This is a genomic window from Aminobacter sp. Piv2-1 (genome assembly GCF_037625995.1).
Lineage (GTDB): Bacteria > Pseudomonadota > Alphaproteobacteria > Rhizobiales > Rhizobiaceae > Aminobacter.
This window is the reverse complement of the sequence record NZ_JARKMU010000004.1, coordinates 243,266-257,470: the sequence shown is the minus strand read 5'-3', so window position 1 is coordinate 257,470 and position 14,205 is coordinate 243,266. Positions and strand designations below refer to the sequence as shown.

The 14,205-nt window shown below is 65.6% G+C and carries 13 protein-coding genes; 11 read left to right on the top strand and 2 right to left on the bottom strand.

The annotated features are described in order from the left end of the window. The first annotated feature begins 121 nt into the window (after positions 1-121). From AmiPiv_RS09500 to AmiPiv_RS09490, 3 genes are read left to right on the top strand one after another with little or no spacing between them, the layout of a single operon-like run. Positions 122-1,045 carry a carbohydrate ABC transporter permease gene (locus tag AmiPiv_RS09500; protein WP_340037142.1) on the top strand — a complete coding sequence of 308 codons (924 nt, stop codon included), beginning with the start codon at positions 122-124 and terminating at the stop codon, positions 1,043-1,045. Further along, the gene (locus tag AmiPiv_RS09495) at positions 1,045-1,893 is read left to right on the top strand and encodes a carbohydrate ABC transporter permease (RefSeq protein WP_340037141.1); all 849 of its coding nucleotides are present in this window, start codon (positions 1,045-1,047) and stop codon (positions 1,891-1,893) included. The genes AmiPiv_RS09500 and AmiPiv_RS09495 overlap by 1 nt, the downstream gene beginning before the upstream one ends. Positions 1,894-1,897: 4 nt before the next feature. Then, positions 1,898-2,968, top strand: a complete 1,071-nt coding sequence (locus AmiPiv_RS09490) for an ABC transporter ATP-binding protein (RefSeq protein WP_340037140.1) — start codon at positions 1,898-1,900, stop codon at positions 2,966-2,968. Between the two features lie 68 nt (positions 2,969-3,036). On the opposite strand, the gene AmiPiv_RS09485 is transcribed toward AmiPiv_RS09490, so the two are convergent. After that, entirely contained in the window at positions 3,037-3,954 is a 918-nt protein-coding gene (locus AmiPiv_RS09485; RefSeq protein WP_340037314.1) for a LysR substrate-binding domain-containing protein, read from the bottom strand. A gap of 142 nt (positions 3,955-4,096) precedes the next feature. Between AmiPiv_RS09485 and AmiPiv_RS09480 the strand changes: the two genes are divergently transcribed. The 8 genes from AmiPiv_RS09480 (at position 4,097) to AmiPiv_RS09445 (ending at position 13,269) form a co-directional block, all read left to right on the top strand. Then, a complete protein-coding gene (locus AmiPiv_RS09480) occupies positions 4,097-5,137 on the top strand; it encodes an aromatic ring-hydroxylating dioxygenase subunit alpha (protein WP_340037139.1) in 1,041 nt (346 codons plus the stop codon). Continuing rightward, positions 5,134-6,255 carry a 2Fe-2S iron-sulfur cluster-binding protein gene (locus AmiPiv_RS09475; protein ID WP_340037138.1) on the top strand — a complete coding sequence of 374 codons (1,122 nt, stop codon included), beginning with the start codon at positions 5,134-5,136 and terminating at the stop codon, positions 6,253-6,255. The genes AmiPiv_RS09480 and AmiPiv_RS09475 overlap by 4 nt, the downstream gene beginning before the upstream one ends. Positions 6,256-6,344: 89 nt before the next feature. After that, a complete protein-coding gene (gene hisC / locus AmiPiv_RS09470; protein WP_340037313.1) occupies positions 6,345-7,445 on the top strand; it encodes a histidinol-phosphate transaminase in 1,101 nt (366 codons plus the stop codon). After that, entirely contained in the window at positions 7,442-8,932 is a 1,491-nt protein-coding gene (locus AmiPiv_RS09465; protein ID WP_340037137.1) for an FAD-binding oxidoreductase, read from the top strand. The genes hisC and AmiPiv_RS09465 overlap by 4 nt, the downstream gene beginning before the upstream one ends. Further along, complete coding sequence (locus AmiPiv_RS09460) at positions 8,925-10,883, top strand: DUF2817 domain-containing protein (protein ID WP_340037136.1); 1,959 nt, start codon at positions 8,925-8,927, stop codon at positions 10,881-10,883. Before AmiPiv_RS09465 ends, AmiPiv_RS09460 begins: the two co-directional genes overlap by 8 nt. 79 nt (positions 10,884-10,962) lie before the next feature. After that, a complete protein-coding gene (locus AmiPiv_RS09455; protein ID WP_340037135.1) occupies positions 10,963-11,760 on the top strand; it encodes a transporter substrate-binding domain-containing protein in 798 nt (265 codons plus the stop codon). A 110-nt stretch (positions 11,761-11,870) separates the two neighbouring features. Next, positions 11,871-12,578: an ABC transporter permease gene (locus AmiPiv_RS09450; RefSeq protein WP_340037134.1), complete on the top strand. Its 708-nt coding sequence runs from the start codon at positions 11,871-11,873 to the stop codon at positions 12,576-12,578. A 4-nt stretch (positions 12,579-12,582) separates the two neighbouring features. Then, positions 12,583-13,269 (top strand): ABC transporter permease, encoded by a 687-nt coding sequence (locus AmiPiv_RS09445; protein ID WP_340037132.1) that lies wholly within the window; start codon positions 12,583-12,585, stop codon positions 13,267-13,269. A 20-nt stretch (positions 13,270-13,289) separates the two neighbouring features. Here AmiPiv_RS09445 and AmiPiv_RS09440 read toward each other — a convergent pair whose 3' ends face one another. Beyond that, complete coding sequence (locus AmiPiv_RS09440; RefSeq protein ID WP_340037131.1) at positions 13,290-14,204, bottom strand: dihydrodipicolinate synthase family protein; 915 nt, start codon at positions 14,202-14,204, stop codon at positions 13,290-13,292. Between the last annotated feature and the right edge of the window lies 1 nt (position 14,205).

The window sequence follows — 14,205 nt, the reverse complement described above, 5'->3', positions numbered from 1 at the left end:
TGCATCGTCGCCTTCCCGCTGCGGTGAAGGCTCCGGCATCGCTGCCAAGCCCCTCCTCCCTTGTCATGCGAGGCCGGGCGGGGCGTGGGACGGCTCCTTTGGACATGACGAGAGTATCGCCATGACATATGCAGTCTCCGAAATCGGAACCGCCGAGAAGGCCCGGCGCAGAGGACGCTCCCTGCCTGCACTCGAGCCTTGGCTCTATCTCAGTCCCGCCCTGATCCTGCTGGTCACGGTGCTGCTCGTGCCGCTGATCATCGGCATCAGCTATTCGTTCCGGAAGTTCTCCGCCTTCAGGTCCGAGTATGTCGGGCTCGGCCAGTACCAGGCCATGTTCTCCGACCCGCTGCTCGCCCAGGCGCTGATCAACACGCTGTGGTGGACCATAGGCAGCTTGTTCTTCCAGTTCTTCCTCGGGCTCGGCCTTGCGCTGCTGCTCGACCGGCCGTTCTACGGGCGCAAGGTGGTGCAGGCGGTGGTGTTCCTGCCCTGGGCGGTGCCGTCGTTCCTCTCCGGGCTTACCTGGGCCTGGCTGTTCAATCCCATCGTCGGACCGCTGCCGCACTGGCTCTACGCCATGGGCATCATGGCCGAGCCGAGCAACATCCTGGCCGACCCCAAGGTCGCCATGTGGGGACCGATCATTGCCAATGTCTGGTTCGGCATCCCGTTCTTCGCCATCACGCTTTTGGCGGCGCTGAAGTCGATCCCGTCGGAACTGCATGAGGCCGCGGCCATCGACGGCGCCACGCCGTGGCAGCGCTTTTCCAAGGTGACGCTACCGTTCCTGGCGCCGACAATCGCCATCACCGTGATGCTGCGCACGATCTGGATCGCGACCTTCGCCGACCTGATCTTCGTCATGACCTCGGGCGGGCCGGCCGGCTCCACCAACACGGTCGCGACCTACATCTATGTCAGCGCCTTCAAGTCGCTCGACAAGGGTTATGCCTCGGCGGTCGCCGTGCTGCTGCTCGTGCTCCTCATCCTCTACGCCGTGGTGCTGATCGGCATCCGCCGCTCGCTTGCGAGGTATTCGTGATGATCGCCGGACGTTCCACTTCCTCGCGCCTGCTTGGCGGCATAGGCCTCTATTCGGCCGTCGGCGCCTACGTCATCTTCGCGCTGTTCCCGATCTACTGGACCTTCAAGATCTCGCTCACGCCGCAGTCGCTGCTCTATTCCGAGGGCATCACGCTGTGGCCGTCGGCGACGACCTTCGAGAACTATGCCACCGTGCTGAGGGCCAGCGACTTTCCGCTCTACTTCCTCAACAGCGTCATCGTGTCGGTGACCACCGCGCTCGTCGTCACCGTCATCGCCTCAGCGGCGGGCTACGCCATGTCGCGCTTCTCGTTCCGCGGCAAGACGACCGTGGCGATCGCGCTTCTTTTGACGCAGACCTTTCCGCTGGTGATGGTCATTCCGCCGATCTACCGCATCATGGGCGAGATCGGCCTGACCAACAGCCTGACTGGCCTGATCATCATCTACACGGCCTTCAACACGGCCTTCGCCACCTTCCTGATGCAGTCCTTCTTCGATGGCATCCCCAGGGATCTGGAGGAGGCCGCGATGATCGACGGCTGCACGCGCTTCGAGGCGTTGCGCCGCATCATCATCCCGCTGACGCTGCCAGGCATGGGGGCGACGCTCGGTTTCGTCTTCACCGCCGCCTGGAGCGAACTGCTCTTCGCGCTGATGCTGATCTCGAGCGAAGGCCAGAAGACCTTCGCCGTCGGCCTGCTCACCTTCATCGGCAAGTTCGCCGTCGACTGGGGGCAGATGATGGCCGCCTCGATCCTGGCGCTCATCCCGGTCTGCATCTTCTTCGCATTCCTGCAACGCTATCTCGTGACCGGCCTCACCGCCGGCGCCGTCAAAGGGTAAGCCGATGGCATCCGTTTCGCTCGACAAGGTTCAGAAGAATTACGGCGCACTCAACGTGCTGCAGGCGGTCGACCTCGAGATCTCCGACGGCGAGTTCGTCGTGCTCGTCGGCCCCTCCGGCTGCGGCAAGTCTACGCTGCTCCGGATGATCGCCGGACTGGAGGAGGTCTCGGCCGGCGAGATCCGCATCGGCGAGCGCGTCGTCAACGACGTTGCGCCCAAGGACCGCGACATCGCCATGGTGTTCCAGTCCTACGCGCTCTATCCGCACATGGACGTCTCGGCCAACATGGGCTTCAGTTTGGCGCTCAGGAAGACCGATAAGGGCGCCATCGACAACCGCGTCTCAAGCGCCGCGGACCGGCTCGGCCTCAACAAGCTTTTGCAGCGCCTGCCGCGCCAACTGTCCGGCGGCCAGCGCCAGCGCGTCGCCATGGGCCGCGCCATCGTGCGCGACCCCAAGGTGTTCCTGTTCGACGAGCCGCTGTCCAACCTCGACGCCAAGCTGCGCGTGCACATGCGCACCGAGATCAAGGCGCTGCACCAGCAGCTCAAGACCACCTCCGTCTATGTCACCCACGACCAGGTCGAGGCGATGACCATGGCCGACCGCATCGTCGTCATGCACGATGGGGTCGTCCAGCAGGTGGGGGCGCCGCTCGAACTCTACGACCGTCCGGCCAACAGCTTCGTCGCCGGCTTCATCGGCTCGCCGGGCATGAACTTCCTGCCGGCGACGGTGGAGCGCGCGGGGGGGCAGGCCATCGCCGTGCTCGCCGACGGCCAGAAGCTGGCAGTGCCTGCCGAGCTGCCGCTGACGAACGGCGACAAGATTTCGGTTGGCATCCGGCCGGAGCATCTGCGCGTTCAGGCGGATGGGCCGCTGGCAGCGGAGGTCGAGGTGGTCGAGCCTTTGGGCATGTCGACGCAATTCTATGCGCACATGGCCGGCCAGCAGATCTGCGTCTTCGCCATGGGGCGCGTTTCGGTGAAGCCCGGCGACACGGTACGGCTCGCGGCGAACCCGGAGAGCCTCCACCTGTTCGACCCCGAGACCGGCCGGCGCATCGGCTGAGACCCAGAACACAGGGGCTCCCTGCTCGAGGCGGAAGTTTCGCGGCGTTCGGGCCAGGTGTCCGCGGGTCAGCGCTGCCGCTGGTGCAAATGCGCGTAGCGGGCGTCCTGCCGGTTAGCGACCAGCACGATCCAGGCACGAAGTTCGGCCCCGTTCGGCTTTTGCAGCGCCGAGCGGTCCCAGGCGAGGAAATAGGGATCCGGGAGGCGCAGCGGCAGGTCGAACGGGACCACAAGGCGACCGGCGGCAATGTCTTCGGCAGCCATGGACAATTGCGCGAGCACAAATCCCCGACCACTGATTGCGGCGTCGATGGCCGCGCTCGACAGCGAAAACGCGACCTCGCCGGCGTTTCGCCGATATTTCTGTCCGATGCTCGATGCCCATTCGGCCCAGGTCGGCGGCGAGCGGTGGTCGCGTGCCCATTCGATGCCGAGCAACGGCCGTTCGAGGATGTCGGCCGGCGTCCGCAGCGGCTGCCGCTCCAGCAGGGCCGGCGAGCAAGCAGGCACCACCCAGTCCGTGAACAGCTCGGCATAATGGTCATAGTCGCGGATCTTGGCACCGTAGGAAATGCGGAAGTCGACCTGATCCTCGCCGAACCGGGCTTCGGGCTCGGCGCCGATCAGCCGCAGCGTCGCGCCGACATGGTGCGCCTGCCAGTCGAAGAGCTGCGGCGCCAGCCACTTGCTGGCGAGCGAAGGCAGGCACGACACGGTGAGCGTGCTTTCCAACCGTGTCCGCTCGAGCAGGTCGGCTGCGTCACGGATGCGATCGAAGCCCGCCGAGACGGCTGCATGGTACATCCTCCCCCAGGAGGTCATGGTGACCGTCCTGCCGCGCCGCTCCAAGAGCAGAATGCCTAGCGCCTCTTCCGCCTTGCGAATCTGCTGGCTGATCGCACCGGGTGACACGCCGAGTTCGTCGGCCGCGCCGGTGACGCTGCCCAGCCGGCCGAACGCCTCGAAGGCCTGTATCGCGCGCAAGGGCGGGGATTTCTTCACGTATCTGATCCAGCCTGTCTGTTTTAGTTTTTCTAAAATAGAACACAGCTGCAAGCCCTTTTTGCGCGGATGCCCCCGCGTTAGCCTCCCTTCCGAAAGACGAGGTCTCACGGAGGAAGCGGCCATGTTTTTGAGAAATTGCTGGTATGTCGCCGCGTGGGACCACGAGGTCGGCCAAAACGAGCTGAAGCCGGTCAAGCTGCTGGGCGAGGAGATCGTCCTCTACCGCAAGACGGACGGCGTCGTCGCTGCGCTGGAGGATGCCTGCCCGCACCGCAAGCTGCCGCTGTCGATGGGCCGCATCAAGGGCGACAACGTCGAATGCGGCTATCACGGCCTGACCTTCGACTGCACCGGCACATGCACCCGCGTTCCCGGCGCCGAGAAGATCCCGCACGTCGCCCAGGTGCGCAGCTACCCGATATCAGAGCGCTACGGCCTGCTGTGGGTCTGGATGGGCGATGCGGCGCTGGCCGACCCGGCCAAGATTTTCGAAGTGGACCACTGGGGCGATCCCGCGTGGGGCGTGAACCGCGGCGAGTCGATGACGCTCGACTGCAACTACCTCTACATGACCGACAACTTGCTGGACCCCTCGCACGTCGCCTGGGTGCATCAAAGCTCTTTCGGCAATTCGGCCGCCGAAGCGGCGCCGCTCGAAACCACCATCGGCGAGGACGGCGTCACCGTCTGGCGCTGGATGATCGACGTCGAGCCGGCTCCCTTCTACGCGCCCTATCTCAAATTCGCCGGCAACTGCGACCGCAAGCAGCACTACGAGGTGCGCTATCCGAGCAACGCCATCATCAAGGCGATCTTCGTGCCGGCCAACACCGGCGGCGAAGGCAAGTCCCTCCACGAGGAGGTCTTCCTGATGGACAGCTACAACTTCATGACGCCGGTCGATGAGAACCACACCAAATACTACTGGTTCCAGATGCGCAATTTCGCGCCGGACGTCGAAGAGATCTCGCGCCAGTTCGCCAAGTCGGTGCGCGGTGCCTTCGATGAGGACCGAGTGGTGCTCAATGCCGTGCACAAGGGCATGGCCAACAAGCGCACCCCCAATCTCGATCTCAAGATCGACGTCGGCCCGCTCCGCTTCCGCCGCAACCTGGCCAAGCTGATCGCAGCCGAGGAACAGCAGCTGGCAGCGGCCGAATGAACGCCTTCGCCGCTCCCGCCAGCACACGCAGGAACGGGTTCCACGAACTCAAGGTGGTCGCGAAGGTGCGCGAAAGCAGCATCATCACCTCCTTCCACCTTGAGCCGGTGGTTCCGGAAGGATGGAGGGGCTTCGAGCCGGGCCAGTTTCTGGTCTTCCGTATTCCGAAGGCGGGCAGCAATGACTTCGTGCTCCGCAACTACAGCGTCTCCTGTTCGCCCGGAGAGCCGGGTCGCTACCGCATCACCGTCAAGCGCGAGGCTGCCCCCTCCCCCGGCGTCCCCGACGGCCTGAGCTCCTGCTTCCTTCACGACCACATAGAGGTCGGTGACCTGCTCGTGGCCGAAGGCCCACGCGGCGATTTCGTGCTGGACAGAAATAGCCGGCGACCGGTGGTGCTGCTGAGCGGCGGGGTCGGGCTCACGCCGCTCGTGTCCATGCTGCACGCGCTCGCGGCGACCGACAGGCGGGTGCTCTTCGTCCATGCCTGCGACAATGGCGACGTGCACGCCCTGCGCGACGAGGTCGAGGCGCTCGCCGCTTCACGACCCGGCCTGACGGTGCATTTCTGCTACCGCTTTCCGACGGAACGGGACCGGGATGCCGGCCGCCATCACAGCCAAGGCGTGGTGACGCGCGAACTGCTGCAGGGCCTGCTGCCGATCGACGACTACGACTTCTATCTGTGCGGGCCCTCGCCATTCATGCAGGCCGTGCACGGCGTCCTGCGCGGCTTCGGCGTGCCGAGGCAGCGCATCGCCTACGAATTTTTCGGGCCGGCGACGCTGCTGGAGCCCACCCCTGAATCGACCCCTGCGCCTGCATCGAGACCCGAACCGGCGCCTGCCCCGGCACCCGCAGATGCGACGATGGTCGAATTCCGCAAGTCGGGTCGCACGGCCATATGGGACGCGACGGCCGAGTCGCTGCTTGCCTTCGCAGAGGACCAGGGCCTTGCGCCCGAATTCAGCTGCCGCGCCGGCATCTGCGGCACCTGCAAGTCGCAACTGGTCTCCGGCGACGTCGCCTATTTCGAGGAGCCGCTCGACGAACTTGCCCCAGGCGAGGTGCTGTTGTGCTGCTCCAAGCCGCAAGGATCGGTCGTCTTGGACCTATGACAGGGCGCGCGCCCAACATCGGTACGAACTCCAGGTAGAACCCCGAGAACGGAAACATTGGCGTGGATAATCCGGTAGAAAAGACCCCGATGGCCAGCCTGGCGATAAACCCGAATGTTGCCGCCCTGCCACCCTACAATGCCGGCATGAACGTGGCAGTTGCCCGCTCGATCTCGGGCCGCGACGACATCGCCCGCCTCGCCAGCAACGAGAACCCTGACGGCTGTTCGCCGGCAGTTCTCGCGGCCCTTGCTTCGCCGACGCTGGAACCGTGGCGCTACGCCGATCCGGCATGCACCGCCCTGCGTGCCGCCCTCGGCCGGAAGCTTGCAGTCGATCCGGAAACAATCGTCGTCGGCAACGGCTCCGAAGAGATGATCGCCGCGATCTCGCGTGCCGCGCTCCTGCCAGGCGCCTCGGTCGTCACGGTGGTCCCCAGCTTCGGCCTGCACGAGATCGAACCGCTGGCGCAGGGCGCCATGGTCTCCAAGGTAGCGATGACCGACGATCTCGGTTTCGACATAGCTGCGCTCGAAAGCGCCATCGCCGCCGGACCTAACCTCGTCTTCCTGTCCTCGCCGTGGAACCCGGTCGGTCCGGCGCTCGACGCATCGTCACTTCAGCGGCTGCTCGCAGCGACCCGGCCCGGCACGCTGCTTGTCCTAGACGAGGCTTATTTCGAGTTCGCGGACGGCTCCAGTCCCGACGGGCTCGAGATGCTGCGCGACAGCGGCGTCGCCTACATCGTGCTGCGCACATTCTCCAAGGCCTACGGTCTTGCCGGCCTGCGCGTCGGCTACGCCGTCTGTTCCGACCCCGCGCTGGCGCGCCTGGTGGCAGCCGCCAAGACGCCATTCAACGTCAACGCCGCGGCCCAGGCGGCCGCCATCGCCGCACTTGGCGACGAAGCCTGGATGCAGGCCTCGGTCGCCCGGCTGCGCGAAGAGCGTGTTCGTGTCGCAGCCGCGCTCGAAAGGCTCGGCTTCAGGGTGGCACCTTCCCAGACCAACTTCCTGTTCTTCGACTGCGGCATCGACAGTTCCACGCTCGCAGCTGCCCTTCTGCAGGAAGGCATCATCGTCAAGGCCTGGCGCGAGAAGGGCTACGAGCGCTATCTGCGCGTGACGATCGGCTCGTCCGGCGACAACGACCGGCTGATCCTTGCCCTCGATGGGATGGTACGTCGATGACGGGCTCGGAGGCGGCCCCCGCCAATCACGAGGCCCCTGCCCTGGCCGAGGTTTCGCGCGACCTGATCGGCAGCCTTTGCACGATCGTTGGCACTAGCAACGTGCGCACCGGCGCCGAGGCTGACGTCGATCCGGGCCAGCACCCGGACAATCTGGGCGCCGGCATCATTGTCTCCCCTGGTTCGACCGAAGAGGTCGCGGGCGTGGTGCAGCTTTGCCGTCGCGATGGCGTTCCGGTCGTCGCCCATGGCGGGCGAACGGGGCTGGTTGGCGGCGGCATCTCGCGGCCCGGCGAAATCGTCCTGTCGCTCGCAAGGATGAACCGCATCGAACGGCTCGATCCAGTCGAACGCACCGCCGTCGTCCAAGCCGGCGTGAGCCTCGAAGCCTTGCAGGTGGCCGCGCTGGAGCACCGGCTGGAACCGGGCATCGATCTCGCGGCACGCGGCAGCGCCACCATCGGCGGCATGGTGTCGACCAATGCAGGCGGTGTCATGGCGTTCCGCAATGGCGTCATGCGACATCGCGTGCTCGGCCTCGAGGCCGTGCTGGCCGACGGCACGGTCTATTCCGACATGACGCGGGTGGTGAAGAACGCCGCCGGCTACGACCTCAAACACCTGTTCATCGGTGCGGAAGGCACGCTCGGCATCGTCACCAGGGTGGTGGTGAAGCTCGACTCCACGCCGCGGGCGACCGCGACGGCGCTGTTCGGCCTGCCTTCGGTCAGTGCTGCGCTCGAACTCATCCGCCTGGCGCTCGACAGCGAGGGCGGCCAATTGCGAGCGGCCGAGGCCATGTGGCGACCCTATATCGGGCTGGCCGCCTCGGCACATGGCTGGGCCGAGGCTGATTTCGACCTCGACCTGCCGATCTATCTGCTCTTGGCGCTCGGTGGCGCACACGAGGAGATCCTGCGGGCCGAATTCGAGAGGCTGTTTGTCGACCTGCTTGAACGCCACCCCGAGACCATAGGCATCGTCGCAGGGTCGAAGCGCCAGGAAGAGGTTTTGTGGCGACTGCGCGAGGACACCGACGTGATCTACCGGGCGCATGAAGCGGCCCCCTCCTACGACGTGTCCGTGCCGCTTTCTGAAATCGATGGCTATGTCGAGAGGGTCCTCGCAGGTCTGTCCGCCATCGACGACGACCTGGAACCTTACGTCTTTGGCCATCTCGCCGACGGCAATCTTCACATCGTTCTCAACCGGCAGGGCCCGCTGCCGCAGCCTGTCGCCGAGGCGATCGAAGCGGTTCTCTACGCCGATCTCGCAGCGCTCGGGGGTTCGTTCTCGGCCGAACACGGGGTCGGCTCCAAGCGCATCCAGTCGCTGCTCGCCACGGCCGATCCAGGCAAGCTGAACCTGATGATGCGCGTCAAGGACGCGCTCGACGGCCTGCAACTCATGAATCCGGGAAAGGTCCTGCCCCTTGCTCCACTTCCTGCCAAAGACAGCAACGAGCGCGGAAACCCGTCCGATGCGTGACGCCCCAGCAAGCCGCTCCTACTCCGTCGACTACGCCGAGCTCCGCCAGCGATTCCGCGCCGCCGCTGCGCGGTCAGGCGCCGAGCTCACCGAATATCTCCACCCGCTCCACGGGCCGGCCGGAGAGGCGCTCACCACGGACGTCGCCTATCTCGGCCGCCGCGACGCTTCGAAACTGATGGTGCTGGTCTCGGGCACCCATGGGGTCGAAGGCCAGTTCGGCTCGGCTTGCCAGACGGCGTGGCTCGAGGAGAATTCGCCCTGGCGGTTGCCGGAAGACACGGCCGTGCTCGCCATCCACCTCATCAACCCATGGGGCACGGCCTGGTCGCGGCGCGTCAACGAAGACAATGTCGACCTCAACCGCAACTTCATCGACTGGCAGGCGGGCGCGCCGAAGAACGACAGCTACGCGGCCTTGCACGAGGCCCTGGTCTGCCACGAATGGGAAGGCCCGGACCGCAACAAGGCCGACGAAGCGCTCGCGGCGGCAATGCAAAGGCTCGGCGGCCACGCCGGCCTGGCCCCCATCGTCGAGGCCGGACAGTACGATTTTCCCGACGGGCTGTTCTACGGCGGCGCTGGACCGGTCTGGTCGAACCGCACGCTCAGCGACATCCTCACGACCTTTGCGGGCCAGGCGCGTCACGTCGTGGTCTTCGACCTGCACACCGGCGCCGGCCCCTATGGCTACCCGGCCCTGCTTGCGGTCGCCGAAACCGAGCACAAGGGGCTCGCCTGGGGCAGGTCGATCTTCGGCCCGGCCCTCTCCATGGTCCTGACCGGCAAGGACGCCACGACGGACACCGGCATTGCCGCTACCGCCACCGGCTACGTTTCGGCTGCGGTCCGAAAAGCCATGCCTGAAGCGCGCGTCCTGCCATTGGTCGTAGAGTGCGGCACGCTCGACGGACCGACCGTCATGGACGCGGTGCAGGCCGACAACTGGCTGCATGTGTTCGGCAAGGTTGACTCATCGCTCGGCCAGCGCATCAAGGCCAACCTGCGGGCGGCCTTCATTCCGGAGGACCCGGATTGGCAGTGGAACTGCCTGAACACGAGCCTGCGCTACTTCGACCGGGCATTCGCCGACCTCAAGGCGGTCGACGGCGGGCCAGAGAACAAGCCGCTGTCCATGCCGAAGCCCGCGACCGCGACCGTCGTGCAGCCGCATCCTGCGAGCCGGCAGACGCCCGCAGTCGAAGTGCTCGACCTGCACAAGCGCTTCGGCCAGCTGGAAGTGCTGAGCGGCGTCAGCCTTTCGGCCAGAGCTGGCGAGGTGGTGTCGATGATCGGCTCGTCCGGCTCGGGCAAGAGCACGTTCCTGCGCTGCATCAACCTGCTTGAGCAGCCCAATGGCGGCCGCATCATCGTCGATGGCGAGGAGATCCGGATGAAGACTGCGTCGGACGGGAGCATCCATCCCGCCGACATGCGCCAGGTCGAGCGGATCCGCGCCCGCGTCGGCATGGTATTCCAGAGCTTCAACCTCTGGCCGCATTTGACCGTGCTCGAGAACATCATCGAGGCCCCGGTGCATGTCCTGAAGGAACGGCGTGACGAAGCCGTCGAGCGCGCGCACGCCCTGCTCAAGAAGGTCGGGCTTTCCGACAAGCAAGCCCAATATCCCGGCCAGCTGTCGGGTGGCCAGCAGCAGCGCGCGGCGATCGCCCGCACACTTGCCATGCGGCCCAAGGTCATCCTGCTCGACGAGCCGACATCCGCGCTCGACCCCGAACTCGTCGGCGAGGTGCTGCGCGTCATCCGCCAGCTCGCCGAGGAAGGCAACACCATGATCCTCGTGACGCACGAGATGCAGTTCGCGCGCGAGGTGTCGCACAAGATCCTCTTCCTCCACCGCGGCAAGGTGGAGGAGGAGGGAGCGCCGGCGGAGCTTTTCGCCAATCCGCGTTCGGAGCGCCTGCGCCAGTTCCTGGCAAGGACGCTCTGACGGCCCGGCGCGACCACGGAGCAACAGGGCGCCCAGCCCGATGCAACCCAACAACATCCAACAATGGGGAACACGAAAGATGAAATTGAAGGTCCTGTCCCTGCTCGCCTGCTTCGCCGCAGGAATGGGCAGCGCATTCGCCAACGAGGGTGAGCTGTCGATCGGCACCGAGGGCGCCTATCCGCCCTGGAGCATGGCCGATGCCGCCGGCAACGTCACCGGCTTCGACGCCGACGTCGGCGCATTGCTCTGCGCCAAGCTGAACACCAAGTGCCACTTCGTCGTCCAGGCCTTCGACGGGCTGATCCCGGCGCTCAAGGCCAAGCGTTTCGACATCATCATCTCGGGCATGTCGATCACCGCCGACCGCAAGAAGGAGATCAACTTCTCCGTCGGCTATGCCGAGCTTGCCAACATGTTCGTGGCACCGAAGGATTCCGACCTCGCCGGCATCAAGGACATCGACACGCTGCTCAAGTCGCTCGACGGCAAGAAGGTCGGCGTCCAGGCAGGCACGACGCATGCGCATTTCCTCGAAAAGCGCGTGCCGAATGCCGATCTCAAGACCTACGACACGCTCGACCAGATGCAGATCGACCTTGCCACCGGCCGCATCGACACCGCCTTCGCCGACGCCTCGGCGCTGCAGGACTTCCTCGACAAGCCAGACGGCAAGACCTTCCAGTTCGTCGACGTGAAGATCCAGAGCACATTCGACCCATCGCTCGGCGAAGGTATCGGCGTGGGCATTGCGCAGGAGAACACTGCGCTCAAGGCCGACATCGACAAGGCGCTATGCGAACTGGTCGCCGACGGCTCCATCGGCAAGGCGAGCCAGAAATGGTTCAAGACGGACATCTCCCGTCCCTGCCAGTGACGCGCTGAGGCGACCGGCGCAACAGTGTGCCCGGTCGCTGCGAAAGCCCGGAAGGCGCCATCCCGGCTGCCTTTCGGGCATGACCATCATCAAAACATCAGGCGGGTCCGATGGAATTCGGTCTTTGGCAGGTATGGGAAGGCGGCTGGATCGGCGCCATCTTGCGCGGCGGTTCGATCACCATCGCGGTGGCGATCGCCAGCATGCTCGGCGGCTTCGTCATCGGCACGATATGCGGCATGATCAAGTGGGGCCGCGTCCGCCCGCTGAACTATCTGGTCGACGGATACACAGCGCTGGTGCGCGGGGTGCCGGAACTGCTCATCATCTACCTGCTCTTCTTCAGTTCCGTCGAATTCGTCACCAGGGTGGCCACGGCCTTCGGCTATGCCGGCCTGGCCGAAAGCGGCTATGCCTTCGTCATTGCCGTCATCGCCATCGGTGCGATATCGGGCGCCTATTCCACCGAAGTCGTGCGCGGAGCGCTCGCCGCCATTCCGCAGGGCCATATCGAGGCCGCCCGGGCGCTCGGCATCCCGAGCCTGCGCATCTTCCGCCGCATCATCGCCCCGCAGATGCTGCGCATCGCCATTCCCGGCATGAACAATGTCTGGCAGGTCACCATCAAGGACACCGCGCTGGTATCGGTGGTCGGCCTGCAGGAGCTGATGCGCACGGCGTTCATCGGTTCCAACACGACGCGGAACCCGTTCATTTTCTATCTCATCGCAGCGGTGGTCTATCTGGTGATCACGCTGGTCAGCCAGGCCGGCATCGACTGGGCCGAACGCCTGCTCAGGCTCCGTTCAAGGAAATAGTCCGATGGATCTCGAACTCATCGGGCAGGCGCTGCCCGTGCTCTTCAAGGGCCTCAAGGTCACGGCGGTACTCACCTTCCTGTCCGTCCTGGTCGGCTTCAACCTTGGCCTCGGGCTCGCCATCATGCGGCTCTCGTCGAACCGGGCGATCGCCGGCTTCGCAAAGTATTACAGTACCGTCTTTCGCGGCACGCCACTGCTCGTGCAGATATTCCTTTTCTACTACGGGCTCGGGCAGCTCTCCTTCGTCAAGGACAACGCCGCGCTTTGGTGGGTGGTCAGCGACGGCGCGCGCTGTGCCGTGTTGGCGCTTGCCCTCAACACTGCCGCATACACCTCCGAGATCCTGCGCGGCGGGCTCATGTCGGTGCCTGCCGGCCTCGTCGAGGCGGCCCAGGCCTGCGGCATGTCGCGCTTCCTGCGCTTCCGCCGGATCGAGTTTCCGCTCGCCATCCGCCAGGCACTGCCGGCCTACGGCAACGAACTCGTGCTGACGGTCAAGGGCACGAGCCTCGCTTCCACCATCACCGTGCTCGAGATCACCGGATACGCCAAGCGGCTGATGAGCCAGACCTATGCCGTCTTCGAGGTGTTCGCGATTGCGGGTGCGCTGTATCTGGCGACCAACCTCATCCTGATCACGCTGGTACGCCTGCTGGAGCGGCATCTGACACGCCATCAGGCGCGGTGACGCTGGCCACCCCGGGCAGGTCAGCGGCGCCAGCGCTGAAGCGGTCCAAGCTCGGCGGCGAAGCACCCGATCATGGCAAGCCCGGTCGCGTTCGGGCGCAGCGCCGGGGCGCGGTCATGGACGGTGAGGCCGGCGCGGAGTGCAAACAGGCGCTTGCCGTAGCACATCAGGTGCTCGATGCCCTGCATGGTCGATACCACGGCGGGCAGCATGGTACGGTAGTGCGCCATGGCAGCCTCTTCGTCGTCGGCAGCAAAGGCTTCGTAGACGGCGACCGCGTGGTCGATACAGTCGGGCGCCAGGATCAGGCCCCGGCAGCCGATGCGCAAATTGTCGATCAGCTCGAGCCCGCCGCGGCCGTTGAAGATCGGCAGCTTGCCGCCGGTCGCCTCGACCAGGCCGGCGATGTCGGTCACCGGCCCCTCGCCCTTGACCAGCTGGATGTTGGGATGCTGCCGCACGAGGTCGGCGATCTCCTGCGAGCTCAGCCCGCGCCCCATGAAGGCAGGCGCATTCTGGATCGCGACCGGCAGGTCGGTGGCGTCTGCCACGCGGCCGAAGAAGCGGATGTACTCGACTGCTACGAACTGCCCCACCATCGGCGGCTGCAGGATCAGCCAGTCGGCGCCGACGCTCTCGGCATGGCGGACCTGCGCCACCTGTTCGGCGACGGATGAGCCGAAGATGGTCAGCGCCAGCGGCACACGACCGCCCGTGTCTTCCGCGATCCATTCCATGACCGTGCGGCGCTCGGCCTCGCTCAGCTTCGAGGCCTCGGTGGCAAGGCCGAGAGCCGCCATGCCGTGCACGCCGACATCGAGGCAGATCTCGACCTGGCGACGCATTGCCGCGCGGTCGAGGCGCTCGTGTTCGTCGAACAGCGCGTAGAGGATGGCGTGGATGCCGTGCATGTCAGCTGCGGGGAAGCGCGGCATG